25 protein-coding genes and 1 pseudogene are annotated in these 26,764 nt (G+C 57.5%); 17 read left to right on the top strand and 9 right to left on the bottom strand.

Features of this window, described 5'->3' with window-relative positions:
• The first annotated feature begins 68 nt into the window (after positions 1 to 68).
• Positions 69 to 635 (top strand): elongation factor P, encoded by a 567-nt coding sequence (locus tag C2E25_RS02320; RefSeq protein WP_103114183.1) that lies wholly within the window; start codon positions 69 to 71, stop codon positions 633 to 635.
• Positions 636 to 801: 166 nt separating this feature from the next.
• The gene (locus C2E25_RS02315; RefSeq protein ID WP_103114182.1) at positions 802 to 4,035 is read left to right on the top strand and encodes a BTAD domain-containing putative transcriptional regulator; all 3,234 of its coding nucleotides are present in this window, start codon (positions 802 to 804) and stop codon (positions 4,033 to 4,035) included.
• A 208-nt stretch (positions 4,036 to 4,243) separates the two neighbouring features.
• On the opposite strand, the pseudogene C2E25_RS02310 reads toward C2E25_RS02315, so the two are convergent.
• A pseudogene (locus C2E25_RS02310) lies at positions 4,244 to 4,608 on the bottom strand (transposase); the annotation flags it as partial.
• 130 nt (positions 4,609 to 4,738) lie between these two features.
• Here C2E25_RS02310 and C2E25_RS17245 point away from each other — a divergent pair.
• The 5 genes from C2E25_RS17245 to C2E25_RS02290 all read left to right on the top strand — a co-directional run bounded on the left by C2E25_RS17245 (position 4,739) and on the right by C2E25_RS02290 (position 8,076).
• Positions 4,739 to 5,422 (top strand): hypothetical protein, encoded by a 684-nt coding sequence (locus C2E25_RS17245; protein ID WP_146032880.1) that lies wholly within the window; start codon positions 4,739 to 4,741, stop codon positions 5,420 to 5,422.
• 570 nt (positions 5,423 to 5,992) lie between these two features.
• Complete coding sequence (locus tag C2E25_RS02305) at positions 5,993 to 6,235, top strand: hypothetical protein (protein WP_103114181.1); 243 nt, start codon at positions 5,993 to 5,995, stop codon at positions 6,233 to 6,235.
• Between the two features lie 68 nt (positions 6,236 to 6,303).
• The gene (locus C2E25_RS02300) at positions 6,304 to 6,882 is read left to right on the top strand and encodes a hypothetical protein (protein ID WP_103114180.1); all 579 of its coding nucleotides are present in this window, start codon (positions 6,304 to 6,306) and stop codon (positions 6,880 to 6,882) included.
• Between the two features lie 535 nt (positions 6,883 to 7,417).
• Positions 7,418 to 7,666, top strand: coding sequence for an AbrB/MazE/SpoVT family DNA-binding domain-containing protein (locus tag C2E25_RS02295; RefSeq protein WP_158247093.1), 249 nt, complete (start codon positions 7,418 to 7,420; stop codon positions 7,664 to 7,666).
• On the top strand, positions 7,663 to 8,076 hold the full coding sequence (locus C2E25_RS02290) for a PIN domain-containing protein (RefSeq protein WP_103114178.1): 414 nt from the start codon (positions 7,663 to 7,665) through the stop codon (positions 8,074 to 8,076). The genes C2E25_RS02295 and C2E25_RS02290 overlap by 4 nt, the downstream gene beginning before the upstream one ends.
• A 247-nt stretch (positions 8,077 to 8,323) precedes the next feature.
• Here the strand turns inward: C2E25_RS02290 and C2E25_RS02285 are convergent, their stop codons facing one another.
• The 5 genes from C2E25_RS02285 to C2E25_RS02265 all read right to left on the bottom strand — a co-directional run bounded on the left by C2E25_RS02285 (position 8,324) and on the right by C2E25_RS02265 (position 10,984).
• Complete coding sequence (locus C2E25_RS02285; protein WP_103114177.1) at positions 8,324 to 9,361, bottom strand: KamA family radical SAM protein; 1,038 nt, start codon at positions 9,359 to 9,361, stop codon at positions 8,324 to 8,326.
• Position 9,362: 1 nt separating this feature from the next.
• Positions 9,363 to 9,800, bottom strand: coding sequence for a MauE/DoxX family redox-associated membrane protein (locus C2E25_RS02280; RefSeq protein WP_103114176.1), 438 nt, complete (start codon positions 9,798 to 9,800; stop codon positions 9,363 to 9,365).
• Positions 9,797 to 10,306: a rhodanese-like domain-containing protein gene (locus C2E25_RS02275; protein ID WP_103114175.1), complete on the bottom strand. Its 510-nt coding sequence runs from the start codon at positions 10,304 to 10,306 to the stop codon at positions 9,797 to 9,799. Before C2E25_RS02275 ends, C2E25_RS02280 begins: the two co-directional genes overlap by 4 nt.
• A 2-nt stretch (positions 10,307 to 10,308) precedes the next feature.
• Entirely contained in the window at positions 10,309 to 10,500 is a 192-nt protein-coding gene (locus tag C2E25_RS02270) for a SlyX family protein (protein ID WP_103114174.1), read from the bottom strand.
• Positions 10,501 to 10,606: 106 nt separating this feature from the next.
• The gene (locus C2E25_RS02265) at positions 10,607 to 10,984 is read right to left on the bottom strand and encodes a desulfoferrodoxin family protein (RefSeq protein WP_158247092.1); all 378 of its coding nucleotides are present in this window, start codon (positions 10,982 to 10,984) and stop codon (positions 10,607 to 10,609) included.
• A gap of 183 nt (positions 10,985 to 11,167) precedes the next feature.
• On the opposite strand from C2E25_RS02265, the gene C2E25_RS02260 reads away from it, so the two are divergent.
• The 10 genes from C2E25_RS02260 (at position 11,168) to C2E25_RS02215 (ending at position 22,147) form a co-directional block, all read left to right on the top strand.
• Positions 11,168 to 11,971 (top strand): SCO family protein, encoded by an 804-nt coding sequence (locus C2E25_RS02260; protein ID WP_146032879.1) that lies wholly within the window; start codon positions 11,168 to 11,170, stop codon positions 11,969 to 11,971.
• 7 nt (positions 11,972 to 11,978) lie between these two features.
• Positions 11,979 to 13,601, top strand: coding sequence for a cytochrome c oxidase subunit I (locus C2E25_RS02255; protein ID WP_103114171.1), 1,623 nt, complete (start codon positions 11,979 to 11,981; stop codon positions 13,599 to 13,601).
• The gene (locus C2E25_RS02250) at positions 13,598 to 14,212 is read left to right on the top strand and encodes a cytochrome c oxidase subunit 3 family protein (protein ID WP_103114170.1); all 615 of its coding nucleotides are present in this window, start codon (positions 13,598 to 13,600) and stop codon (positions 14,210 to 14,212) included. Before C2E25_RS02255 ends, C2E25_RS02250 begins: the two co-directional genes overlap by 4 nt.
• 72 nt (positions 14,213 to 14,284) lie before the next feature.
• Positions 14,285 to 14,575: a cytochrome C oxidase subunit IV family protein gene (locus C2E25_RS02245; RefSeq protein WP_103114169.1), complete on the top strand. Its 291-nt coding sequence runs from the start codon at positions 14,285 to 14,287 to the stop codon at positions 14,573 to 14,575.
• 307 nt (positions 14,576 to 14,882) lie between these two features.
• Positions 14,883 to 16,115 (top strand): cytochrome c oxidase subunit II, encoded by a 1,233-nt coding sequence (gene coxB, locus C2E25_RS02240; protein WP_233189303.1) that lies wholly within the window; start codon positions 14,883 to 14,885, stop codon positions 16,113 to 16,115.
• A gap of 20 nt (positions 16,116 to 16,135) precedes the next feature.
• Complete coding sequence (locus C2E25_RS02235) at positions 16,136 to 17,002, top strand: protoheme IX farnesyltransferase (protein WP_158247091.1); 867 nt, start codon at positions 16,136 to 16,138, stop codon at positions 17,000 to 17,002.
• 234 nt (positions 17,003 to 17,236) lie between these two features.
• Entirely contained in the window at positions 17,237 to 17,698 is a 462-nt protein-coding gene (locus tag C2E25_RS02230) for a hypothetical protein (protein WP_103114166.1), read from the top strand.
• Between the two features lie 473 nt (positions 17,699 to 18,171).
• Positions 18,172 to 18,711, top strand: a complete 540-nt coding sequence (locus tag C2E25_RS02225; protein WP_103114165.1) for a glycine cleavage system protein R — start codon at positions 18,172 to 18,174, stop codon at positions 18,709 to 18,711.
• A 3-nt stretch (positions 18,712 to 18,714) separates the two neighbouring features.
• Complete coding sequence (def, locus tag C2E25_RS02220; protein ID WP_103114164.1) at positions 18,715 to 19,215, top strand: peptide deformylase; 501 nt, start codon at positions 18,715 to 18,717, stop codon at positions 19,213 to 19,215.
• A gap of 118 nt (positions 19,216 to 19,333) precedes the next feature.
• The gene (locus C2E25_RS02215) at positions 19,334 to 22,147 is read left to right on the top strand and encodes an ATP-binding protein (protein WP_103114163.1); all 2,814 of its coding nucleotides are present in this window, start codon (positions 19,334 to 19,336) and stop codon (positions 22,145 to 22,147) included.
• Positions 22,148 to 22,168: 21 nt separating this feature from the next.
• Here C2E25_RS02215 and cfa read toward each other — a convergent pair whose 3' ends face one another.
• The 3 genes from cfa to C2E25_RS02200 all read right to left on the bottom strand — a co-directional run bounded on the left by cfa (position 22,169) and on the right by C2E25_RS02200 (position 25,788).
• Complete coding sequence (cfa, locus tag C2E25_RS02210; RefSeq protein ID WP_103114162.1) at positions 22,169 to 23,287, bottom strand: cyclopropane fatty acyl phospholipid synthase; 1,119 nt, start codon at positions 23,285 to 23,287, stop codon at positions 22,169 to 22,171.
• Between the two features lie 59 nt (positions 23,288 to 23,346).
• A complete protein-coding gene (hemG, locus tag C2E25_RS02205) occupies positions 23,347 to 24,759 on the bottom strand; it encodes a protoporphyrinogen oxidase (protein WP_103114161.1) in 1,413 nt (470 codons plus the stop codon).
• Between the two features lie 105 nt (positions 24,760 to 24,864).
• Positions 24,865 to 25,788, bottom strand: a complete 924-nt coding sequence (locus C2E25_RS02200; RefSeq protein WP_103114160.1) for an SDR family oxidoreductase — start codon at positions 25,786 to 25,788, stop codon at positions 24,865 to 24,867.
• Between the last annotated feature and the right edge of the window lie 976 nt (positions 25,789 to 26,764).

Here is a 26,764-nt window from a genome sequence, read left to right as displayed (position 1 = left end):
CAGGTATAAGGACGCGGTAGAAAAACAGGGCGGCCGGACCGCCCATGCTCAGCGAGGAGAAGCGCAGCATGTACACGACAGCCGATTTTAAAAAGGGACTGGTCATCCAGCTCGAAGACGCCCCCTGCATCCTGATGGATGTCAGCCAGCACAGCCCGACCGCGCGCGGCGCCAACACCCTGGTCAAGACCAAGTATCGCAACCTGCTGACCGGCCAGGTGCTGGAGAAAACCTTCAAGTCGGGCGACAAGGTTGACGAGGCCGATTTCGAGAAGCGAAAAGGGCAGTTTCTCTATGCCGGCGCGGCTGAAGAAGGCACCTTCATGGACCTTGAGTCGTATGAGCAGTATGAACTCGGTCCCGACCTTTTTGCTCCGGTCAAGGGCTACTTGCTGGAAGGCGCGGAGGTCGTCCTCGGGGTGTTCCGGGAACAGGTGGTGTCGGTCGAACCGCCGATGACCGTTGAACTGACCATCGTCGAGACGCCGCCATCATTGAAGAATGCCACCGCCACCGCCCAGACCAAGGAAGCAACCCTGGAAACCGGCCTGATCCTGCAGGTGCCGCCCTACCTGGAAGCGGGGGACAAGATCAAGGTCGACACCCGCGAGTGCCGGTTCGTCTCGCGGGCGTGAGCGACCAGGGAAAAGTGCACCAGGCCAGGTTGTCGTTGGTCCCATTCATGTACGCGGTGTTGGCAACTTGGAAAATTTGAGATTTTTTTGAGATCTTGCTTGTATGCTGACCCGTTATAGGAACTGGAGTGGATGTTGTGGTGTATTTTGAATCGCTGGAGGTGGCATGTATTGGTTCGAGTCAGAGGCCGCCGGACCGCATGGGGAGAACTCGGGAACCCTGCGGCGCGCACGTTTGTTCGGGCAGGTTGAGGCCCGGGGAGGAGCGCGGAAAAAGATCATTTTTATCGTCGCCGGGGCGGGCTATGGCAAATCGTATTTTGCTGCCCAGTTGCTTGCCGGATTTGACCGGCCCTATTTCTGGCGGCAGATTGGCTTTCGGGATCAGGATCCCGTTGCCTTTATTACCGACCTGGTTACGGTTTTGCGCGACCGGTTCCCAGAAGCGGATTTTCCCTTACTGCAAAAACTGATTGACAATGGCGAGCTCGGCGCCGTGGCTTCGGCCCGCCTGGGTGAGCTTCTCGCCGCCGAGCTTGACCGCACTCTGCCAGGTATCCACTATCTGGTTTTCGACGATATTCACCTGCTCGAAAACTCACCCGCCAGCCTGCATTTTTTACGGACGCTCATTGAGGCCGCAAGCGGCAACCTCCGTTTTATACTCATCTCTCGTCATGCCATCTTGACGGAATTGCAAAGTCGAGCGCTTCAGATTGGGAGTGACGATCTGCGGTTGACGCATGACGAAATCGCCGAGTTGTGTGTTGCGATGCTGCAGTTTCCGGCTTCCATCGAGATTGTGCGGCAACTTCACCGACTGACCGGTGGTTGGATCATGGGGGTACTCCTCCTCCTGAAAACCCTTCCTGAGCACGATGAACAGGCGATTCTGCGACGACTCGAAGAGTTGCTGAAGCAAAAGCATCCCGATATTCATACCTATTTCCAGGTTGAAGTCTTGGCCCTGCTGCCGGAGGATTTACGGTCCGGTTTTTTTAAGTTGTCTCTTCTGGAAAAGGTTCCGGTTGCTTTGGCGCGGCAGTTGACGATGGTGCCGGACATAGAGCAGCATTTGGAACGGGCCGCAAGACGAAACCTGTTTGTTGCCCGGAGTGATGGCAAAAGATCCGTATATATTTTTCATCAACTGCTGCGCGACAGTTTGCGGGCGGCTGCTGGTGAGGTACTGTCCCCACAGGAACGCAGTCAGGTGTTTCGCGATGCGGCCGCCTGGTTTCGGCAACAGGGTCGGGTGGAAGAGGCTGTGTATTACGCCCTGCAGGCGCAGGATTATTCGGTTGCGCAAACCCTGTTGCAGAAGGTCGGTCTCAAGCTGCTCGCGGACAATCGTGTTGATACCTTGCGGGAGATGGTCAGTCAGTTTCCCGAGGCCGTCGTATCCGAAAGCAACTGGCTTTCATTTTTTCACGGAAAATTGAGCCTCGAAATCGATCCGCCCGAAGCCTATCAAAGCCTTGAACGGGCCAGAGCCGGATTCAGCGAAGAACAGGAGTTCGTTGGCGAGTTTCTGGCCACCGGCGAGCTGATCTATTTTCACTGTTTGGTTGATGGCATGTTTGAGCAGGGGCGCTGTCTTCTGGCGCGTGCGGAAGAACTCTATGCCCTGTTGCGGCACGAATTACCCCCCATCGCCCACTTCAATGCCGCACGCATGTTGAGTGTCGGTTTCAGCTATGTCGATGCCAATGCCAATGCCGCCCGTGCCAGGCAGCACGCAGAAACGACCCGCCAGTTGGCAGAAGAACTCGACTATGACAATTTTCGCGTTTCCGCCCTGTTGGTTGAGATTTACCTGCATGGTGTTCAGGCTGACTGGGGTGTGCTGCGGAACATTGTTGAAAAGCTCACGGCACTCGCTGGCCGTCCCCTGATCAGCGAGATGAACCGACTATTCGTTCACCTCAACCAAGTGAACCTGTTGGGTTTAGAGGGCGATTTCGATAATTACCCCGTCCACCGTGACCGCCTGCTTGATGATGATCGGGCGGGGTTGTCGGGTAAGACTGTGTTTCTGCCCTTTCTGCTGTTATGGGATATCGACATGCATTTCGCCAAGGGAGAGTATGTTGAGGCCCGACGGGCGCTGCAACTTGCTCTGCACGGGGATGGTGCGGCACGGCGGCCGCATCTGCGCAGCCAATATCTCCATTATTCTGCCTATCTGCTGGCTCTTCAGGGCGACCGGGAACAGGCCGTTGCTGCGGCTGAAGAATCCCGCCAGCTGAGATGTGCGGCTGGTGGACACTATTTTGTGGCTTTCAACAACATGATTCTGGGGGGCGCCTATGTCCAGTTGGGTATGCGGGGGCGGGCTGAACAACTTCTTGAGCACGCCAGGGAGCTCAGCACCGACATGGGAAACGATTTTGTCCTCGCCGGCACCCATGCTCACCGTGCCTGTCTGTGTCTGGACTGTGGAAAACAGGCGGAAGCTCTGCACGAAATCCGCCGGATGTTGGAGTTGTTGCGTAAAAACCGTTATGTCCATTTCTTCAGTTGGACACCTTCGGTTATGGAGAAGCTTCTTTCGGTGGCCTTGGCACAGGGTATCGAGGCCGACTATGCCGCGTTTTTGTTAAGTGAGCGTTTGGGGAAAGTCCGACTTGCGGATGGTCCTATTGTTTCACTGCTGCAGATCAGGACCTTGGGTGGCCTGGAGCTGAGTGTGGGAAAGAAAACCTGCAATCACCTGACGGCGGGACAGAGAGAGCTGCTGGCGTTGTTGGTCGCAACGCCGGGGTGTGCCTTGCCACTAGGAGAAATCCAGGCGGCGTTGTGGCCCGACAGTGCCGAGAAGAAGTCCCGGGTCAAGTTTGACAACCTGCTTTTCCGGTTGCGCCGGGTGTTGGACGAACACTTCGGGGCTCAGAGCTCAAAAATCTATTTGGTGCTGGAAAAGGGCATATTGTCTCTGCGCAACGTTCGGGTGGATGTCGCTGAGTTTCAGGATAAGGTGAAAGAGGGACTGTGGCATGCGCGGCGTAAGAAGGCTTGGCAGGCCGGCAATGTGTTGCGCCAGGCCCATCGGCTTTGGGTGGGTGAGTTCGTTCCGGGTGCCCAGGCCAGCGACCGGGTGTGTGATTTTCGCCGAAATCTGCACAATCGTTATCTGGAGTGTGTCTGTCGCCTGGCCGAAACCCATTATGCCAACGGGTTGCATGAAGAAGCTGTGCGAATTGCTGAGGACGGTTTGAGATATGACCGAACCAACGAATCCTTGATTCGGTTGCTCTATGAGCATCATGCCCGTTACGGCAACCATGTGCAGGCGCGCAGAACGATTCGGGACTACCGGGACGCTTTGCGCGAGGATGGGTATGTCCCGGCCGAGGTCGAGGAGATTCTGGAAAGTTTTTTTGCCGAGGACGGAATGTAGCTGGTTTTGCGCATTGTTGCGGACAGTGGGGCTGCGGAAGCGATTCTTATTGCTTTCGTGGCCCTTTTTTGTATTTGCGATGCGAAATCTATGAAAAAAACGAGATGGTGTTGGTATGTACTGAGTCGTACCTGAAAAATTCGAAATCGGCGCTCCAGCAGACGCAAAACTGGCGCTCCGAGTTCAACATTGTTTTCTCAAGCCGTCACATATCCTTCGGACCGATCCGTTTCCGCCAGCGCGTCATGGAGGTCGGGTCGACCGGAAGTTGGTGGATGAAAAACTCGAACCCGCAAAAGTACTGCCAATACGGGTTCTCCAGCAGCCCGGCGACAACTGATTCGTCACTTTCGTTGAAGGCATGCTTCAGATAATGCAGGCCGACCATCAACCGCGTTGGCTTGCCGGGGCGGCCCTTCTTTTCGGCATAGTAGGGGGCCGAACTTGTTATCAAAGACCTCCCAGTCGATCTGATTCGCCAGCACGAACAGCGGGTGTTTCCGGTTCAGAATCTGGTCAAGCCGGGAGCGAAACAGGTCGTCGGTTACTCGGTTGCGGAGCTTTTGGTTTCATAAAATCACCACGTTTTTGAGGCTGAAGTACTGTACTTGGTGGTTTTAATAATTTGCCGTGAAATTTTAGGCAATAATTACAACAAGTTGCCCTTTTTCAGGGACGACTACTTACTGTCAGGAGGTAAATGATGGCAAAATTTATTTTTGTGATTGCAGTGGTGATGCTTGCTGGCTGTGGAGGTGGCGGGGATAGTGTCTCCACCACCTCCACAGGACAAGGATTGTTCAACCAAGTGACCGTTAGTGAAGTAAATTCATATCTATCTAATAATGGTTTAGTGGGTAGTAATACTAGCATTGTTCATGAAGATGGATTTGGAAATGGTGGAGACCAGATTGATATTGGTAGGGTGATTTTGACACGGATCAATGGTGGATATTTTGTGAATGATATAGGATATGCATTTGATTTGAAATATATTGGTAATTTGTCAAGTTACCCAAGTGGAGTTACAAAAGTATTGTATTTGGATGTAGACAATAATATTAATACTGGAATGGTAATAAACGGGATTGGTGCCGATGTTCGCTTGACTGATTCTGGTCCAAATAACACTTTAACATCAGGATATTGTGAGTGGGATAGCACAAATAGTTCTTGGACTGAGGTTTTTAGTGGCTCGAATGGGTCTGCTGACGACGCGAAGTACGTCGATGGGGGGGCGCATGTATATGTGGGGGTTTATGGCACTTCCTCACTTCTTAATTCTGATGGGATGGGAGTGGTCACTTTGGAAATTCTGACAAACGATAGCTCCGGCACTGCATACCGGTACGATGCGACAAGTTCGTTTTCTATAGCGGCATTCTAGTGGATGTTGGGAATATTACACGTTAGCGCTCTTCAATGGTGGCAATGGTGGAATGGTCCACCCGCGCAAAGTTCTGTCCCCTATTATTATAGGTTGATAGCCTGGAAAAGATACTTGCAACAAATTATGCTTTCTCAGGGTCGACCATTGAAGGCAAACTTATTATTTTGGAGGGAAGATGAAGTGTACTGCGATACGAACTCTGTTCAAGATAGTGATAAGTATATCGTTTGTTTTGTTTTTGGCCGGTTGTGGTGGTGGGGATAGTAGTAGTGGAAGTCAAGCAAACATCCAAACAACTGGAACTTTGAGAGTTCATAACACTACTGATACTGCTGTTTTTTATCTAAATATAAGTCCAACATCATCTTCAACTTGGGGGACAAACTACCTCGGATCGTATGATATGATAGCTCCAGGACAGTCTTTTTCGGTTACTGATATCCCTTGTAACAAGACATATGATCTTAGAGCGCAAGGCCCTGGAGGGAGCCCTACTGCCACCAGAATGGGGGTTACCATTGGGTGTGGTTCTACTTTGACTTGGACTCTGTATTGAAGGAGGAAAATATGAAAGTTTTATCAATTTTTGTAGTTTTATTTATGTTGACAACAACGGTATGCTGCGCTCTTGATCGTCAAGATGATACCGGGTATGAACCGAGCCAAGAAAAAGACAATTCGACGTATCTCGGGAATGAAGGAGACACATCGATTGAAGAAGATGGCCATGTTGTAACCTATAAATTATCTGATGAAGAGCAAATCGATGTTCTAAGGCAGGCTATTGAAAAGCAACAAAATAAAAAATAGAGAAGCTCAATTTTATACAATAATTTATACACTATTGTGTCAAGAAATTATTACGTGGAGGATGAGAAATGTTTGGAACTGGAAATAAATTATTATTTGTTATGATTTCATTTATCGTTTTTCCCGCTAATGGCTTTTGTAGTAGTTTTGGATTCTTTGGTGGCCATATTGGTTATATGTCAGCACCAAGTTATCTTGAGACTGCGTTTGAGGATAGTAGCACCGTCTCTTATGGCGCTGACGGAATATATCTCTTTTCGTCTAAGGACGATGGGATGTCTTTCGGAGTGAGTGGGGCATATTCCGCTGCAACGTTTGATGCATCCGATGTTGACGCTGAGATGGATTTTAGCTCTTTTGGTATCGCTCCCATTGTAGGGGCAGTGACTGATTCTGGTAACGGGCAAAAGACTGCGTGGTGGGTTGGTTATGAGTTTGACTCGATCAATGTTGACTTAAACTTCAACGATAGCTCTCTTAGCGGTTTCGATTTTTCTGAGGACACAAGCGGGAACGCCGTTATCGCTGGATTTGGGTCCGTAAATGAGCAATCTAATTTAGGATTTATACTCGGTGCGAGATATTATTTCTTTGATAATTCCGATAGTACATTTGAAGTATTTTTGGGGGCAGGTTTGGGTTTTTGATACTGCTGTAAGTTCTCAGATTAGTCTGCCCGTCATTTCCTGATTATCTTGATACTCCTTTCTGATTATTTTGAAACGCCCCGAAGGCCGAATTCAGCCTTCGGGGCGTTGGTGCGGAGGGGCAGGTTAAAACGGATCGTCGCTGTTCTCCTGCTCCATGCTCCAGTCGGTGACCATCGTCATGGGCGGTGAGTTGGCGGGGAGGGCTGAGCAGGCGGTGAACTGTTGACCCAAACGGAAATGTGGTGATTGGAAAAGGTTGCCAAGGCACGAAGACAGGAGCGACCCTCGTTTCGCCGATTTGCGCTGCTGCTTGCCGATTTTCTGAAATACGGTTATTCTGTATTCAACCTGAATCAGTGAACTCCTTGTCGGCGGGTAGCACAAGTCATTGACCTGCCTGAGTTTCCCAAAAATCACCGGCGAACCTATGGGTGCGCCTCAGATTTTTGGAAACCTCACTCAGATCAAGCACGTGCACTCTCCATCCAACAGGTGCTCACTGATTCAGGTTCAAGTCAGAGCGGAGGTTGCCATGCGTGAAAATATCATCGTTTCCAGCAGGGGGCAGATTACCCTGCCGGCCGGCATGCGTAAGAAGCTGGGCATCAAGCCGGGAGGGGTTGTCATTGTCGAGGACCGGGATGGTGAGGTTGTCCTGCGGCCGGCGGCGGTTATTGAGGTCGACATCTACGGGGATGCCGAGATTGACCGTTGGCAGAGTGAAGACCGGCTTTCGGCGAGCGAAAGAAAACGTATTCTGGATAAGCTGGGGAGCCGGTGAATCGCTATCGACTGTTTCTTGATGCCAACGTGCTGTTCACAGCCGCCCACAATCCTGACGGCAAGGCTGCCTTTCTTATCACCCTGGCCAATGACGGCTACTGGCAGGTTGTTACCAGTGATCTGGCCATTGAGGAAGTGCGGCGGAACCTGGAACGAAAATATCCCCGGGCCATGGCGCAGCTCGAAGTTCTTCTGAATGCTGTGCGAATTGTAGCGAGCCCGGCCGTCACCGACAGCCCCATCAACCTGCCTGAAAAAGATCGCCCGATCTTTGCTGCGGCCCGAAGCTGCCGAGCAACCCATCTGCTGACGGGTGATCGAAAACATTTCGGCCCTTTCTTCAACCAGCCCCAAATCTGTGCCGGCATCATGATCCAGACCGTCAGCGACTTTCTGGCCGCAATCTGAGGGTATGGGGACGGCGGGGGCCAAGATCAAGGTCGATACCCGCGAGTGCCGGTTCGTTTCGCGGGCATGATTTGTTTTGGGGGGCCGCGCACCAATTCTTTAACGGAGAGCCGCAGAGGGGGAGAGGATGCGGAGAAAAGCAGGCTTGGGTTTTCTCTAAACCAAAAGTCCGAATTTTTTCCCTCCGCCTCTGCCTCTCTCCATCTCTGCGTTGAAATGATCCTAGCGGCCAAGTGTCCGTACCGGGCTATGTTTGCCGATACACCACCCGGGTGCCGTCCGGCGCCCGCAAGACCAGTTCATCCCCCCATGTTTCGACATAGTCATCGTTGACCGGCACCTTGCCCTTGCCGCCGGGCAGGTCGATGACGTACTGCGGAATCCCCATGCCGGTGATGCGCCCGCGCAGACGGGTACTGATTTCGCGGCCTTTTTCCACCCGCACCCGGAAGTGTCCGGTGCCGGCGGTCAGGTCCATCTGGTGCAGGTAGTAGGGGCGCACCCGCATCTGCAGCAGGTTGCGGTTGAGCTCCAGCAGGGTTTCGAGATCGTCGTTGACGCCGCGCAGCAGCACCGTCTGGTTGCCGAGTACCACCCCGGCCTCGGCCAGTCGGGCGCAGGCCTGCCAGCTCTGCTCGGTCAGCTCCCGCGGATGGTTGAAGTGGGTGTTGAGGTAGAGCGGTGCACACTGTTTGAGAGTTCGGCACAGTGACGGTGTGATCCGCTCCGGCAGTACCACCGGGACCCGGCTGCCGATGCGGATGATCTCGACATGCGGGATCGCCCTGAGCCGGTCGAGCAGTTCCTGCAGCATGGCATCATTCAGCAGCAGCGGGTCGCCGCCCGAGATCAGCACATCGCGGATTTGCGGAGTGGCGGCAATGGTGGTGATGCCCTGCTGCAGTTCGGCGAAACTGATATTGAACTCGGGGCGGCCGATACGTCGTTTGCGGGTGCAGAAACGGCAGTAGCCGGCGCAGCTGTTGCCGGCCAGCAGCAGCCCGCGGTCGGGATAGCGATGCACCAGGGCCGGCACCGGCGAATGCGCTTCCTCGGCCAGAGGATCGGTCGGCAGCCCGGCGTCGTCCAGTTCCGCCGGGTCGGGAACGCACTGGCGCCAGATCGGATCACCGACCTCGCGGATCAGCCCTGCGTAATAGGGGGTAATGCGCAGCGGATAGCGGACGCAGACCGCTTCCAGCGGACGCGGGTCGATGTCGAAGCGTTCGGCCAGCTGTCGCGGTGAGGTGATGGCCGCGCGCAGGCTTTGTTGCCAGGATTCCATGTCAGCGGCTCGCGCGGGGCGTGGTGAAGCGGTTGCGCAGGTGAAAGCTGAAGTGGGCCAGGATCAGCAGACCGAGATCACGCAGCAGGGCCTCGCCGATGCTGGTTTTCGCTTCCGGGCTGAAACAGCCGCAACTGATGTCGAGACCGCGCATCCAGGCTGACAGCAGCGCCCCGATGAAAACCAGCGTCAACAGCCCGCAGAGCAGGGCGGCCGGACGTACCCGCCGGCCGGTCAGCAGCAGTACCCCGGCGATGATCTCGATGTAGGGCAGGCAGGCCGCCAGCAGATAGTTGAACTGGTAGGGGAGCAGCTGGTAGGCGGCGATATTGCCGGCGAAGGCGACCACATCCTGCGCCTTGATGAACCCGGCGAACAGGAACAGTCCCCCCAGCAGCAGTCGGCTGCCGTGATACAGGTATTTGAGCAGGCTGTTCATGGCGCCTTCTCCGTCACCACCGGCAGCCCGGCGTCCCGCCACTCCGGGAATCCCCCTTCGTAGACCTGAACATCCTGGTAACCGGCCGCCAGCAGCTTGACAGCCAGATCGAAAGAGTCGGGACAGCCGTATCCGTTGCAGTAGATCGCCAGGGGACGGTCGCCGGGTATCCGTTGACGGAAGGCCGGCAGCCGGCTTTCGATTTCGTCCAGCGGCAGAGAGACGGCGCCGGGGAGATGTCCCGCGGCATAGAGTTCGCTGATGCGGGCATCGATCAGCAGCAGTGAGCTGTTTTCGATGCTCCGGCGCAGGCTTGCCAGGTCGATCGGTCGTGGCGTGTTGTCTCCGGCGGGGGCGGTGGCGTCACTGCTGTGGGTGGTCGGGGGGGAGCCCTGCAGCACCTGAAACACCAGTTTCAGGTTGGCGCTGAGACCCATGACTACGCCCAGCGCGACGATGACCAGCACTTCCAGCAGGACGCGGCGCAGGTTGGAATAGTCGTGCATGGCTATTCGTCTGGCGAGGGGGTCAGTTCGGGTTGCAGTCGCTGCAGGGCCTGTTGCAGCACCTTGACCTCGCGTTTCAGTTCGGCGATCCGGCGGTCTTCGGCGGCAACCACTTCGTTCAGTTCCTCGATCATCCGTTCCTGGTGGGTCGAGCGGATTTCGAGTTCGATGAGGCGTTGTTCGAGTTCATTCATGGTGGGGGTATGCTAGCAGAAGCGACGAGTGCCGACAAGCGGGATGAGATGGGAGATGGGGCCGCGGACGGGTGGCCATCCGCGGCCGTTGTGGTCAGTCTGGTGTTCAGGCGACCTTGACTTCGACGGTACCTTCCCAGACGCCGTGCAGGTTGCAGCGCTCAAAAGCGCGCAGGGTGAGGTTTTCGATGCCGTGCGGAATGGTGACCGGAATCTTCAGGGTCGGCTGGGTGGTGACCGCGCTCAGGTCAATGCGGGCCAGGAAAACCCAGTTGGCGTAGAGGTCGATCCATTCGATGAAATGACCGGGCTCATTGGGATGGGCCAGCAGTTTGCCGACCTCGACCGTTACCTCGACGGTTTCGCCGGCCCTGATCTCGGCCGGGACGCTGATCACCGGGGTATGTTTTTTCTCCAGGTCGGTCATGTTGTTGCTGTCCTTGGCCTTGTTGACCTGGCAGAAGAGGCTTCTTTCTTCGCTCATGGTGTTTATCCTCCCTTGATGATGAGATTCGGACTTCTTAAGCTGACGAAGTCCCCTATGGTTTATCATGGCCGGCGAAGATTGCAAGAGAAAAAAGACAAATACGGTTATAATTAACCGCTGGCCGGCGGTCGGCTATTCGTGTAGCGATTCCCGACAGTTGCAGATCAACCGGGGCACGGTATGCTTATCCTTACTATGCTTGGTCTGCGCTGCCTGATTGTCATCTGTCTGCTGTTGCCAGGTCTCTCCGCGGGGGCGGATGATGGCGTGGCGCCGAAAATGCCGCCGAAGGTCGGGCTGGACGAGAAACTCGGCGATCGGGTCCCGGCCGACCTGGAATTCACCGATGAACTTGGTCGCAAGGTGCGGCTTGGCGACCTGGTCGATCGTCCGACCCTGCTGGCCCCGGTCTATTTCCGTTGCAGCAACGTCTGCAACGTCCTGCAGAGCGGTCTGGCGCAGACCCTGCCGCGCCTGAACGAAGATTTGAAAAACCGGATCCGGGTGATTTCCTTCAGCTTCGATCCGCGGGAAACCCCGGCACTGGCGCGCGGCAGCAAGAAAATCTACCGGGCCGCGGTGAAAGGCGGTTTTCCGATGGACAACTGGAGCTTTCTGACCGGGAGCCGGGAGGCCATTGCCCGTCTGACCGATGCTATCGGTTACCGTTTCTATCAGGATGGTGCGGAGTTTGTTCATCCGGTGGCGGTGGCGGTTCTTTCCCCGGAGGGCAGGATCGTTCGTTACCTGGAGGGCACCCGCTTTCTGCCGACCGATCTGACGCTTTCCCTGATGGAAGCCTCTGATGGCAGACTCGGCAGCACCATCAGTCGCCTGGCCAGTTTCTGCTACAGCTACGACCCCGAGCAGCGGGGCTATGTTTTCAATATCCTGCGCGTTACCGGTATCGTCGTGACGCTCAGCGCCGTCGGCCTGTTTGCCGTGCTGGTATTCGGTGGGCGCAAACGGCGCAGGAAACCCTGAGGGATCTATGAATCAGACGACTTCATCTCCCCTGCAGCGCGGCTTCTGGGAGGCCACGGGAGGGCGGCGCGGCATCGGCGCGTGGATCTTTTCCACGGATCACAAACGCATCGGACTGCTTTATTTCTATTCGACTCTGCTCTTTTTCTGTGTCGGAGCGCTGTTGGGACTTGCTCTGCGGCTGGAGCTTTTTTCTCCGGGAGCCGATTTTTTCACCCCGCAACAGTACAACGCGCTCTTTACCCTGCACGGGGTAGTGATGATTTTCCTGTTCATCATCCCCGGTATTCCGGCGGCCTTCGGCAACCTGGTGATGCCGATCCAGATTGGCGCCGAGGATGTCGCTTTCCCGCGCCTGAACCTGCTTTCCTGGTGGCTCTACGCCATCGGCGCGATTCTGGCGCTGACCTCGCTGTTCACCGCCGGCGGGGCGCCGGATACCGGCTGGACCTTTTACGTGCCCTTTTCGGTGCGGACCACCACCAACGTTTCGCTGGCGACGGTGGCGGTGTTCATCATCGGTTTTTCCGGGATCCTGACCGGCCTCAATTTCCTGGTCACCATTCACCGCATGCGGGCTCCGGGGATGACCTGGTGGCGTATCCCGCTGTTCACCTGGTCGCTCTATGCGACCGCCTGGGTGCAGGTGCTGGCGACCCCGGTGCTCGGTATCACCGTGCTGCTGATCTTTGCCGAACGGATTGTCGGCAGCGGGCTGTTCGATCCGACCCGCGGCGGTGACCCGATCATGTACCAGCACCTGTTCTGGATCTACTCCCACCCGGCGGTCTACATCATGATTCTGCCGGGGATGGGGGTGATTACCGATATTATCCCGGTCTTTGCCCGCAAGCCGGTGTTCGGCTACAAGGCGATCGCCATCTCCTCGCTGGCGATCGCCGGCGCCGGCTCGGTGGTCTGGGCGCACCACATGACTACCAGCGGCATGTCCGACACGGCGGTGCTGGTTTTTTCGCTGTTGACCTTTCTGGTGGCGATTCCCTCGGCGGTCAAGGTCTTCAACTGGGTGGCGACGCTTTACAAGGGATCGATCTCCCTTGATCCGCCGTTGCTGTTCGCCCTGTCGTTCATCTTCCTCTTTTCCATCGGCGGGCTGACAGGGCTGGTTCTCGGGGCGGCAGCGACCGATGTTCATGTTCACGACACCTATTTCGTCGTCGGTCACTTCCACTTCGTGATGTTCGGCGGCACCGGTTTTGCCTATATTGCCGCCATGCACTACTGGCTGCCGAAAATCTATGGCCGGATGTACAACAGGAAGGCGGCGGTCTGGGGGTGGGCGCTGATGACCTTCGGTTTCATCGTTCTTTACATGTCGATGATGATTGTCGGCATGGAGGGGATGCCGCGCCGCTACTACGACTACCTGCCGAAATTCACCTTCTGGAACCAGTTGTCGACCATCGGCTCCTGGATTCTGGCGTGCGGGTTGATCGTCATCTTCGTCAACATCTTCCGCGGCCTGTTCCGGGGCAAGCCGGCCGGTGACAACCCCTGGGGCGGAGCCAGCCTCGAATGGCAGACCTCGTCGCCGCCGCCGCTGGAGAATTTCGACTATGAACCGGAAGTGACCCACGGGCCTTACGATTTCAAGAGGGGCTGCCCATGAGCGAGACGACGCACGCCGAACATCCCAAGGACTACTCCGGCGCCAAGCTGGGCATGTGGCTGTTCCTGTTTACCGAGGTGCTGCTGTTCGGCGGGCTTTTCATCCTCTACGCGGTCTACCTGCAGCGTTACCCGGAAGGGTTCAAACTCGGCGGCGATCAGCTCAATGTCTGGTTTGGCGGCGGCAACACCCTGGTGCTGCTGACCAGCAGCCTGAGCGTGGCGATGGCGATCACCGCCCTGCAGCGCGGCCGGGTGAGGCAGGCGGCGAACCTGGTCGGGGTGACCGTCATCATGGCGCTCTGGTTTCTGGTCAACAAGTTTTTCGAGTGGAGCGCCAAGATCCATCACGGCATCTATCCCAGTTCGGGACATCTGAAGGAGATGCCGGGCGGCGAGCAGGTTTTTTTCAACATCTACTACCTTACGACCGGCCTGCACGGGATTCACGTGCTGGTCGGCATGTTTGTCATGACCTGGGTGCTGATCCTGATCAGGAAGGGCAAGGTCAATCCGGACGACTACGTGACCCTGGAAAACGCCGGGCTCTACTGGCACCTGGTCGACCTGATCTGGATTTTTATCTTCCCGCTCTATTACCTCATTCTTTGAAGGTGGTGGAAGGTGAAAGGTGGAAGGCGGCTAAAGGCCAAGGGCTAAAGGCTAAAGGCGGGCGAGGTGGATATGAGTGAACATGGTGACAAGGGGCATATTGTTCCCTATGCGACCCTGGTGATTGTCTGGGCGGCGCTGCTGACCCTGACGATCCTGACGGTGGCTGTTTCACGCATTGATCTCGGCATCCTGAATATATGGGCCGCCCTCGGGATCGCCTGCAGCAAGTCGGTGCTGGTGATTTCCTTCTTCATGCACATGAAGTACGAAAACCGGCTGTTCAAGCTGTTTTTGATGATCGCCCTGATCACCCTGGCGACGTTTATCGGCTTCACCTTCTTTGATGTGATGTATCGTTAGTACCATGTAACCCATAATCTTTCGCATCTTGCTGGTTATTTTCCGCGTCAGCTGCGTTGCGCTTCACCGCTTCATAGCTACGGCTATGCAGCGGAAAGCGCGCCTTGTTGACACGGAAAATCCCGGCGCAATATTACGAAATCCTATGAGTTACAGGGTACTGGCCGGGGCAGGGGAAGATCGTCCGGAGGGTCCGGACCCCGGGTCTGATTACGGATTTCGCCAGGAGAAAGTGGTGGATGCCACCCTTTGACCCATGAGCGATACCCTGATTCAAGGATACTTTAAGAGCAAAGGAACGAGCAACGTGAATCCGGCACTGATCACGACTCAGGACGCTGTTGATCCCGTCTTCTGGTTTATTCTCGGGATCTCCGGGGTGATACTGTTGGCCATCACTGCGACCATGATCTGGTTCGTCATCCGTTACCGGCGTTCACGCTGCCCGGAACCGACCTCGCAGTGTGACAGTAATCTGACCCTTGAAGTCATCTGGATCGTGGTGCCGACCATCATCGTTCTGGCGATGTTCTACTACGGCTGGGCCGGCTACCTGGCCCTGCGCCAGGTCCCTCCGGGCGCCATGGAGATAACGGCCACGGCGCGGATGTGGTCCTGGGATTTTGAATATGCGAACGGCAGGCACAGCGACCGGCTGTATGTTCCGGTCGGCAGGCCGGTCAAGGTCAGGCTGTTCTCAAAGGACGTGCTGCATGCCTTCTTCGTCCCGGCCTTCCGCATCAAGCGCGACACCGTGCCGGGCATGGAAAACTATATCTGGTTCGTCGCCGATGAGCAGGGCTCCTACGACATTTTCTGTGCCGAGTACTGTGGTGTCGGTCACGCCGACATGCATACCACCGTGGAGGCGGTGCCCCCGGCTGAATTCGAAGAGTGGCTGGCCGGTATGAGCGGTTCTCAGAATACGGAGAAGGGACGCTCGCTGCTGGCCCGGTACGGTTGTCTCGGTTGTCACAGCCTCGACGGTTCGAAGCTGGTTGGCCCGAGTTTCAAAGGGCTTGGCGGTCGCCAGGTGACCATTATCGCTGATGGGGAAGAGCGGGTCATCACCAGTGATCGGGATTACATCAGGCGTTCGTTGATCGCTCCGGGGGCGGCGGTGGTCAAGGGCTACCCGCCGGTCATGCCCTCCTATGCAGGCCAGATCCCCGGGCCGGAGGTGGAAGAGATGATCGATTACCTGCTGCGGATCGGACAACCTGTGAAAAACGGAGAAAGCGCAGAGTCTGAAGCAGGTCTCGACGGGGCGGATCTCGCCCGCCGGCAGGGCTGCCTCGGCTGCCACTCGCTCGACGGCAGCCGCAAGGTCGGCCCGAGCTTCAAGGGGCTCTTCGGTCGTGAACGCAGGCTGGCGGGGGGCAGGACCCTGATCGCCGACGAGGCTTACCTGACCCGCGCGATCCGGGAGCCGACCGCCGATGTGGTAGAGGGCTACCCGCCGGTGATGCCTCCCTATCCGCAACTGCGGGCCGAAGAGGTCGAGGCGATCATCGAGTGGCTGGAAGGGCTCAGAGAGTAACCCCTTGCATGGGTCATCGCATGAACAGGAAAAAGAGCAACTGTCATCTCTCTCTTGCCGAATGGCGACTGCTGTTGCGTCCGCGACTGCTGCTGATGGTCTGTGCCTCGACCCTGACCGGCACGGTGCTGGCCCCGGGAAGCGTATCCTCGTGGACGGTGCTGCAGGTGGTCCTTGCCGTCGGCCTGCTCACTGCCGCCGGTACATTGCTCAATCAGGTCCAGGAGCGGGGTCTCGACGCGCGGATGGAACGAACCCGTGACCGGCCGCTGGCCACCGGCAGGCTGGCCGTACCCGTGGCCCTGTGGCTCTGTGCCGGGTTGCTGCTGCCGGGCCTGCTGCTGCTTGCGGGCAACCCGGTCGCCCTGGGGCTCGGGCTGCTGGCGGTGGCCTGGTACAATGTGGTCTATACTCCTCTCAAACGCCTGACGTCCCTGGCGGTTTTGCCCGGTGCCCTGTGCGGCGCCCTGCCGCCGCTGATCGGTTGGGTCGCGGCCGGGGGCGGTCTGCTGGACCGCCGGGTGCTGCTGTTGTCCGGACTGCTGGTCCTCTGGCAGGTTCCCCATTTCATGCTGCTGGCGCTCAGGTATCGTGACGACTACGCCCGCGCCGGCCTGCCGGTTTTTGCCGCGGGGTTGAGCGAGGGGGGCGTGCTGCGGGTGATTTCGGCCTGGACGCTGGCGGCCGCTTTCGCCGCTCTGGCGATGGCCGCTTGCGGTGGTACGTCGGGATTGTCCGGCAGGCTGTTGCTGCCGGCGCTCGGCAGCTGGCTGATCTATGGATTCTGGCGGCAGGCCCGGAGGGGCAGCCTGGCACCGTTTTTCATGCGGTTGAATCTCTTCATGCTGCTGGTTCTGGCGGCGCTGCTTGCTGATTATCTGGTCTGAATTCTCATCGACAACGGGGCCGCAGGGTGCCGGTCAGTAAAATGCCTTGATCCGGTACCGTTAAATCACCAGCCTGCAGAGCGACGTCCCTGACGTCGGCTGTTTTTCCCCCGGGGATTCTGCCGCGACCCGAGTGATCTTCAGGCTTTTTTACAGTCTGCCGCCGAATTGGCTTATTTAGTGCAAAATCGGCAGTCATGAGACCATTTCCAGTCATCCTCGGGGAGGGGCAGCATGGACCGTGAACACCCGTTGGGTGAATATCTCAAGGGCGCATTGGCGGGCAAGCTGATTGACAGCAATGCCCGCCGGGCCAATTGCGAAGAGCAACGGACCGCACGGGAAGACTCCAGCGTGCTGCGGCTTGACGCTCCCGAAGTGCTGCTGGTTCGCTCCCGGCAGGATCTCTGTGTCCATGTCAACAACTTTTCTTCGCGCCCGGCGCGGGGGACGCTGCTGCTCAGGGGCGATGAAACCGCCCGCGGCGTCAGTTACGAATTCGACGCCCCCTTCGAACTCGACGCGGATGACGGCCACTGCTGCATCTCCTTTCCCTGGCGTGCTCCCGCTTATCCGACCCGCATCAAGTGGTCGGCCTCGGTTCATTTCGAAAATCAGATGGGGTTCAGTCTGCCTGAATGCTCGGCCGCCACTGTTGTTGTCCGAGAGTTTTCCAATCCGGTTCATTTCAGCTGAAACCCTGAATCAGTGAACTCATTGCCGGCGAGTCGCGCAAGTCATTAACCTGCCTGCAGTTCCCAAAAATCACCGGCGCACCCATTAGGTTCGCCGGTGATTTTTGAAAACCGCATTCAGGCCAAGCACTTACACTCCTCATCCGACATGAACCCACTGATTCAGGGAAACAGCCGCCGGCCGTTCCGCCACATCTTTCCCTTCAGAACGACTGATCTGCTGCCGGTTTCCGGCTGTTCCTTCCCTTTTTCGCGGGGTGCGATGTCCGCTCGGCGAGGCGGTTGCGCATTTCATCCCGGGCACGATTGTCGGAGGCTGGAAATCCCCGGCAGTGCATGTTAAAAGGAAAGGAGCAAAACAACGTCGCGGGGGGAAGGTCGGGTTTTGGATATCCCGGGACGTCCTCGTACCCCCGTCACAAACGGTGCCGGACTCCGCTGTTTCGGCTTGCGGCCACCCAGGAGGGACGCTTCATGAATCATTACGCCTTGACCATCATTGGTCGTGACCACCCCGGCATCGTTTCCCGGGTGACCGAAATCCTCTATCGCCGGGGGTGCAATATCGCCGATTCAAGTTGCTCGATCCTCGGCGGTCAGTTTGCCATGCTGTTGATCATCTCCCAGCCGGAAGAAGAAAGCGGTGAGGATCTGCTGCACTATTTCGCCCCCCTCGAAGAGGAAAACCTCTCGGTTTTCTTGCGGACGCTCCGGCCGGGGGGGGAAATCCGGCCGCATCTTCAGGGTGAGCTGTGCATGGTTTCGGTGTACGGTTCGGACAAGCCGGGCATCGTTTACCGGGTCGCCCGCGAACTCGGTGAGCGCGAGATCAATATCACTGATCTCAATACCAAGCTGATCGGCAGCGTACAGCGGCCGGTGTATGTCATGATGCTGGAAGCGACGCTGCCGGCCGGAATGTCGGTCGAGGACCTTGAGCAGGCGATGGCCGCAGTTGCCGGGGAACTGCAGGTTGATATTTCGGTTCGCGCTATCAACCCGGTGGAGCTGTAACCGATGGCGGTTCGCGATATCCTGCTTTATCCCGATCCGCGGCTGAAAATGGTCTGCGACCCGGTTCCGGAATGTCAGGAACTTGAGCCCCTGATCCAGGATCTGCTTGACACCATGTACGAAGCAGGTCATTCGGTCGGTGTGGCCGCGCCACAGATCGGGGTGCCCCTGCGGGTGGTGGTGGTCGATGTCTCTGCCAGCAAGCTGGGTCGGAAGAACAACCACGGCTGCCTGGTGATGGTGAATCCCGAGATTCTTGAGCGGGAAGGATCCATGACCATGCGTGAAGGGTGCATGAGCGTCCCCGACTATACCGGAAACGTGGCCCGTGCCGAAGAAGTTCTGGTGCAATTCAATGACCGGGATGGCACCGGGAAAGTGATTCGGGCGGTCGGTTTCGAGGCGGTGGCGATCCAGCATGAAATCGATCATCTCGACGGCTATCTCTTCCTTGACCGGGTTTCGAGTCTCAAAACCGATCTTTTTCGCCGCAAACAGCGATGATTTTCATCGCCTCCCCTTCCGGAGCGCCCTCTTCGGTTGACATGGCGCTGTAATTCCACTAAGAATTGCGCTAGAACATTGTTTTCTTTTTGGGGCGAGCGTGCCATGAGGGGGCGTTGTGAAAATTTCCATCCGCAGTGCGCTGCTGGTCAGTTTCCTGGTCGTGATCTGGGGGACCTATCTGATCACGGCCTCGCTCGGTCGCTACAGTTCTGAAAAGACACTGGAAAATCATGCCCGCCTGATCATGGACGGCATCGCCTCCTACGCGATGGAGCAGAGCCAGAACTACCTCGGTAAAGCCGAAAAGGCCGCCGACCTGACCAAGCGGTTGCTCAAATCGAAGGTCCTCGGTCAGAACAACCTGCCCGCCCTCGAAGCCTATTTTCTCAACCAGCTGAAGATCTATCCTGATATCGCTGGTATCTATCTCGGAACTCCCGAAGGTGAGTTTTACTACGTCAGCCGCAATGACCAGAGGTCGGCGGGAGGTTTTCGGACCAAGGAGATTACCTTCGACAAGTCCGGTTCCCGGCGGGTCCGTCTCGATTGGTGGGATGCCGATGGTGCCGCTGTCGGCACCGAAACCGCCGCTGACGATCGTTATGATCCGCGTCAGCGGCCCTGGTATCGTGGGGCCATTGACAGTGGTGGTATTTTCTGGACCGATCCCTATATCTTCTATACCTCGCAGAACCCCGGAGTGACCATCAGTGGGCCCTCCTATCGTCGTGACGGCAGTCTGCGGGGCGTGGTCGGAGTCGATATCGAGATCGACCAGCTTTCGACTTTTATTGCCAAGTTGCGTATCGGCAGCCACGGGCAGGCCCTGTTGCTCAATCGCAACCGGGAAGTGGTTGCCTTTCATGACGTAGAGCAGATCAAATACCATCAGCAGGGGGAAAGCAACAGCAAGCGCCTGGTCACCATCGACGAGTTCTCCGACCCGCTCAGTCGGGCCGCGGTGGCCGCTGTCGGCCTGCCGCTGGCGGGGGACAAGGAGTTGCACCTCAGTCGTGCGCGTTATGCCAAGTTCAGTCACGACGGCATTTCTTACCTGGCTATGTTCACGCCCTTCCCCAACCCTCACTGGCCCTGGGTGATCGGCATGTACATGCCCGAGGATGACTACCTCGGAGCGCTCAAGGCTTCCCGCCATCGAACCCGCCTGGTCGCCCTGGGCATCTCCCTGCTTGCCAGCCTCTTCGCCTGCTGGTTGGCAGCCTCTTTGAGCCGGCCGATTCTCGGACTGAGACGTTATGCCACCCGTGATCAGGAACCCGTGGCCGGGGATGTTCCGTCCATCAGCGCCAGTCGGTTTTTTGAAATCAGTGAAACCGCCAGTTGTTTTGAACGCATCCAGCAGGATCTTGCCGACCAGACCCTCGGCCGGCGGCATGCCGAGCTGTTTCTGCAGCGGGCCGAGGAACAGTATCGTTCCCTGGTGGAGAATCTCAATGTCGGTGTTTTCCGTACCCGGCTTGACGGTCGTATCGTCAATGCCAACCCGGAGCTTGTACGGATGGCCGGTTGCAAGGACCTGGAGGAACTGAAACACCGCCGAATCGAAGATTTCTATGCCGAACCGCAGGATCGCCGGCGGCTGATCGAGCTGTTACGCGAACAGGGCAGCGTCCGCAACTGGGAAGTGCGGATGTTGAGTCGACGACGCAGTGAACCACACTGGTCGCTGCTGCACGTGACCCTCAACCGCAGCGGAGACGAGGAATTTCTTGACGGCCTGGTGGAGGATATCAGCGACCGCAAACGTCAGGAGGAGATGCTGATTGCCGCTGAACGGATGGCGGCGGTCGGAACCCTGACCAGCGGGGTTGCACATGAATTCAACAATATCAACACCGGTGTTCTCGGATATGCCGAACTGGGCCTGCAGCAGAAGGATCTTCCGCCCCAGGCGGCCGCCTTTTTCGACCTGGTACGTGCTGCGGCCCTGCGCAGCAAGGAGCTGACCAGCAGCCTGCTGTCGATATCCAACCGCAACCAGACCCGTATGGCGCCCGCGCTGCTGCATGAAGTGGTGGAGGAAAGCCTGTCCCTGGTCAAGGGTGAGATGATCAGTGACGGGATTGAGCTGCGGCAGGAGATCAGGCCCATGCCGCCGCTGCTGTTTGATCGGGTGCAGATCGGGCAGGTGGTTCTCAACCTGCTGCTGAATGCCCGTCACGCCCTGCTGGGGCAGCCGACCAGGCGGATCTGCATCAGTACCGGTGAGGATGGTGACGAGATCTGGGTGCGGGTTGAGGACAGTGGTTGCGGTATTGATCGTGAAGATCTGCCGCGTATCTTCACGCCCTTTTTCTCCACCAAGGGAGAGCACGCCTCGCCCGAGAGCCACCAGGCGCTGGTCAGGGGCAGCGGTCTGGGGCTTTCGGTCTGCCACACCATTGCCGTCAATCATCACGGCAGCCTCAGTGTTGACAGCACTCCCGGACAGGGGAGCTGCTTCACCCTGACTCTGCCACGGGTACCGGCGAATGACGATTCAGAATGCGAGCCGGTGACAATTCCACCGCCGATTGTTCGGAGTCGAATTCTGCTGCTTGATGATGAACAGGTGGTGCGGGATATCGTCTGTCAGGTCCTGAGTAACGATGGCTACAGCATCGAAGCGACCGACGACGGGAATGAAGCCCTGCGGATTGCCGGTGAGAAGCCGCTGGATCTGATCCTGGTTGACCTGCAGATGCCGAAAATGAGTGGCCGTGATTTTCTTGCCCGGCTGAAAGGTTTGGGGCTCGATACCCCCCCGCGGGCCCTGATCCTGACTGGCCAGGTTGCCGCTGAACAGGATATCGCCGAGTCGCTGCACGAGTTCGGGGTGATCGGCCTGGTGCCGAAACCCTTTACCCTGGTGGAATTGCGGGAGCAGGTCAGTCGGGCCCTCTTCGCAGCGACTGCCCAGGTTGGCTGATAGCCGCAGCCTGCCCGCTGTTCAACGGGCTATCCGATAGCCGCCGGGGATGCCCTGTCGTGACAGGACGATCTGCCAGACCTGGTTTTCCCGGGCGCGGAAGGCCCCGGCGCTGCTCAGCAGGTAATAATTCCACATCCGTCGGAACCGTTCGTCGTAGATCTTCCGCAGATCGGGCCAGGCCTCCTCGAAATTTGACTGCCAGGCCATCAGCGTGCGGTCATAGTCGGGGCCGAAATTGTGCCAGTCCTCCAGCACCAGCAGCCCTTCCCATGCTTTGGTGACCTGGGACGCCGAGGGAAGCATGCCGTTGGGAAAGATGTAGCGTTCGATCCAGGGATCGGTTCGCACCGTGGTTTCGTTGCCGGCAATGGTGTGCAGCAGGAAGAGACCGTCATCGGTGAGCAGGTTACTCACCTTGCGGAAGTAGGTCGCGTAGTTCTTGTAGCCGACATGTTCGAACATGCCGACTGAAAGGATGCGGTCGAAGCGACCCTTGAGGTCGCGGTAGTCTCGGACCAGGATTTCGATCGGCAGATCCCGGCAGTATTCCCGGGCCAGTTCGGCCTGGGCGGTGGAGATCGTGATACCGGTGACTTCAACGCCGTGACGTTCTGCCAGGTAGCGTGCCGTGCCGCCCCAGCCGCAGCCGATATCGAGAACCTTCTGTCCTTTGGCCAGTTGCAGTTTGCGACAGATCAGGTCAAGTTTGTTCTCCTGCGCCCGGTCAAGGGTGTCGGCGTCCTGCCAGTAACCGCAACTGTAGATCATGCGCTCGTCGAGCATGCGGCGATAGAGGTCATTGCCGATATCATAGTGCTGTTTTCCTACCTGGAAGGCGCGGTGCCGTGACTGGCGGTTGGAAAGGCGCGCCCGCAGGGCGTCGATGAGGAGGGCCAGGCTGTGCAGCCTGCGGTCAAGTCGGGCACGCATGGCGCGGCAGATCATCTGGTCGATGGCCGGACAGTCCCACCAGCCGTCCATGTAGGCTTCACCGAAACCAAGTGATCCTTGCGCCAGAATCCGGTGAAACAGATCCGGATGGTGAACGCGGAGATCCCAGGGACGGTCGCCGTCGATGAGAATATCGGCGGCGGCGAGCAGTTTTTCCAGTCGGCGACGGTAATTGACCCCGGTCATGATGTCCTCCAGGAATAAAGACCACGCAGCTGCGGCGGCAGAGCGGTGATGGAGGCCGCTCAGTTTTTCCGGCCGCGCACGAAGTCGATGATTCTCTCCGCTACCCGGTTGCCGGCATCAACACAGTCGTTGAGACCGACGCCGAAAAAGGCGTTGCCGCTGACGAACAGACCGGGCCGGTTCTGCAATGCGGTTTCGAGTGCCTGCAGTCGATGTTGATGCCCGACCCGGTACTGCGGGATCGCCCTGTGGTGACGGAAAATCCTGATAAAATCAGGTTCGGCATCGATATCCATGATCTGTTTCAGGTCGGCACGGACCTGACGGATGATTTCGTTTTCGGGCAGGTCGATGGCCGCCGGGTTGGTCGCACCGCCCAGCATCGACCTCAGCATGACCATCCCTTCCGGTGCGCGACGGGGGAAGATACTCGAATCCCACAAGGTGCCGAGGGTGTGACGTCCCTCGCTGCGGGGGGTGAGATAGCCGAAACCGTCGAGGGAGAGCGGTATTTTATCCTGATGGTAGCCGAAGCAGACTACGTTCATGACCGCGTAGGGAATTTCATCAAGGATGGGTTTCAGTTCCGGCAGCAGTTCCCGGGTCATTCCGGTCAGGGCATAGGCGGGGGCGGTACACAGGATCAGGTCCGCCTCCAGGGAGTTGCCGTTACCGAGTTGCACCTGGTAGCCGCCGCTGTTTTTCCTGATGTCGGTGACCTCGCTGTCACAAAGGATTTCACCATGCAAAGCTCCGGCGAGTGCATCGGTCAACTCCTGGAGACCTTCGCTGAAAGAGGTCAGTATGCCTCCCGGCCCGGCGGCACTTGCCACCTGCCTGCCGGCTTTGCGCTCGGCTTTTTTCTTTTTTGCCAGCCTGATCATTGCCTTCAGCAGCCCGCCATATTCTTGCTCCAGTTGCTGAATACGCGGAAAACAACTGGCGAGGCTCATCTGTTCCGGATCGCCGGCAAAAATACCGGAGACCATCGGCGCGATCAACTTGTCGAGGGCTTCGGCGCCGAGCCGGCGCCGGGCAAAATCGGCCAGGGTCTCATCCTCACCATCTTTTTTGGCCGGGATCAGGAACTCGCCGGCCAGGCGCACTTTCCCCGGCCAGCTGATCAGTTTTGATTTGAGAAATGCCGCCCCTGATTCGGGTAGCTGGTGCAGTCGCGCGTTACTGTAGATGAAGCGTTTACGCGCGTTGTCGTTGGAACGCAGCAGGTGATCGTCCAGGGCCAATTGGGCGCAGAGGTCCAGGGTGTGTGGTTTGTTGTCGAGAAATCCGTTCGGTCCCCATTCACAGAGAAACCCCTGATCATGGATGCTCCGGATCTTACCGCCGACGCGGTTGTCCTTTTCGAGGAGGGTGGTCGCTATTTCCAGTCCCTGTCGTGCGGCCCGCTGTTGCAGTGCGTAGGCTGCTGAAAGGCCGGAGATGCCGCCGCCGATAATGATGATTCTGTTCATTCTGGTTCCCGGTATGTTGTGGTTTGATATCGTCTGGATACGAATCTGAACTTATCGTCCGGTTACGAACCGGATTTTACCTTGAATCAGTTGCCGTTGCATGGATCAGGGTTCGGCCTGCAAACGTTTGAAAAAATCGGGATCGAGCCGCTTCATCTCTGCCACGGAAGCTGCCAGCCCTTTTTCCAGGGTCGGGTAGAGCAACCGGACCCCAAGCTGTTCGAGCATTCGCCGGTTGTCCATGCGGCGTGATTCCTGGAAGTAGGAGAACATCAGCGGGTTCATCACTTTCTGTGCCTCGTCCCGGTCGATCTGCGGTGGACGGGGCAGACCGAAGGCATCGGCAACGGCATTGAAGTAGTGGGTCATGGTGCTGGTCTGCCCGTCACAGACATTGAAAATATCGCCATCGCGACCTTTTTCAAGGGCCGCCAGGCAGATTCGGGCGAGATCGTCGGCATGGATACGGTTGGTCAGGCTGGCCTGGTCTTCGCGCAGCAGGGGGTGCTTTTCGAGGATCCTGTGCAGGGCGAAGCGAAAGGGGCCATAGATCCCCGTGACCCGCAGGACAATGCTCGGCAGCTTGTGTCTCAGGGCGAAGCTGCGGATGGTTTTTTCGGCGTCAAATCTGCGTCTGGCCCGCGCAGTCTGCGGATTGGCCGGGGTGTCTTCATTGACCGGTCGGTCGCCGCAGTCACCGTAGACGCCGCTTGTACTGAGATAGACAATACGGGAAGGTGTCTTTCCCGCCGGTATCGCCTGGCAGAAATGCCGAACCTTCGGGTCTTCGAAGCCGCCGCCCGGCGGTGGCGCCGCGTAGAGAACCCGGCTGCCGGCGACCGGCAGACCATTGAGGGAGTCCGGATCGCGAAGATCGGCCAGCAGGGGGCGGACACCGATAGCGGCCAGCTTCTCAGCGCTTTGCGCATTGCGTACCAGGCCGAAAACCTGTTGTCCCGCTGCCATGGCGATCCGGGCGACCCGGGTGCCGATGTCGCCGCAGCCGATGATCAGAAGTGGTTCGTTCATGCTTTCTCCTGCCGCAGGGAAGATTCGGACGCAGTGGGTTCAGTTTATAACTTGCAGCTATGCTTCTGGCAAGGGTTCTTCCGGTCAGAGAACCGACTGTTCAAATGCACAGTCGGCAAGGGGCAATCCGCAGAAAAACTAATACGGGAAAACACGTGGCCACAGATCGGGATTGTCGATATATTTCAGCACAAGTCAGGAGCCGTTGTGGCAGGCGGTTCCTGCTGCGAGTGCCCAACTCGTTTCCTTACCCACCTATAGCAACACCAGCGTCACAACCCTTCTGTTTGACGCGTCGCCTTCACCCTCCTGAGCGGCGCGTCTTTTTTTTGCTGCGAGGGGCGGGTCTTTTCCGCCAACTCTGCGTTGCGTCCTTCTTCGCTTGTGCGACATAGCTTCCGCTATGTCTCCGCGTTCATCAGTCCGCGCCTTGATTTGACGAAAAATCCCTCGCCCTTGGGCCGGGGGAGGGAGGAGGACGGGGACTGTCCCCGAAGCGGGACTGTCCCCCTCGAAGTTGGTCACCAGCGTCACAACCCTTCTGATCGGCGCGTCTTTTTTTTGTCTTTTTCCCGTCCCTTGAGAAACTCCTAAAGTCTGTTTCATTCCCTGTCGATAGATCAATCATGGCCGCAAAAACGACAGGCCGGCGGAGGATCCGTTCCATCAGGGTCAGACTTCGCCGGTTGTCGGCCGACATAGATCCAGGATTTCATCTCCATTGGCGCGTCGCGTTCTCCCTCCTGACCGGCGCGTCTTTTTTTTTTGCTGCGAGGGGCGGTGCTTTTCCGCCAACTCTGCGTTGCGTCCCTTTTCGCTTGTGCGACATAGCTTCCGCTATGTCTCCGCGCTCATCTGGCCGCGCCTTGATTTGACGAAAAATCCCTCGCCCTTGGGCCGGGGGAGGGAGGAGGACGGGGACTGTCCCCGAAGCGGGACTGTCCCCCTCGAAGTTGGTCACCAGCGTCACAACCCT

The sequence above is a fragment of the Geothermobacter hydrogeniphilus genome, from assembly GCF_002898515.1.
Classification (GTDB): Bacteria; Desulfobacterota; Desulfuromonadia; order Desulfuromonadales; family Geothermobacteraceae; genus Geothermobacter_A.
Note: the sequence above shows the minus strand (reverse complement) of the source record. Positions and strands in the feature narration are given on the sequence as shown.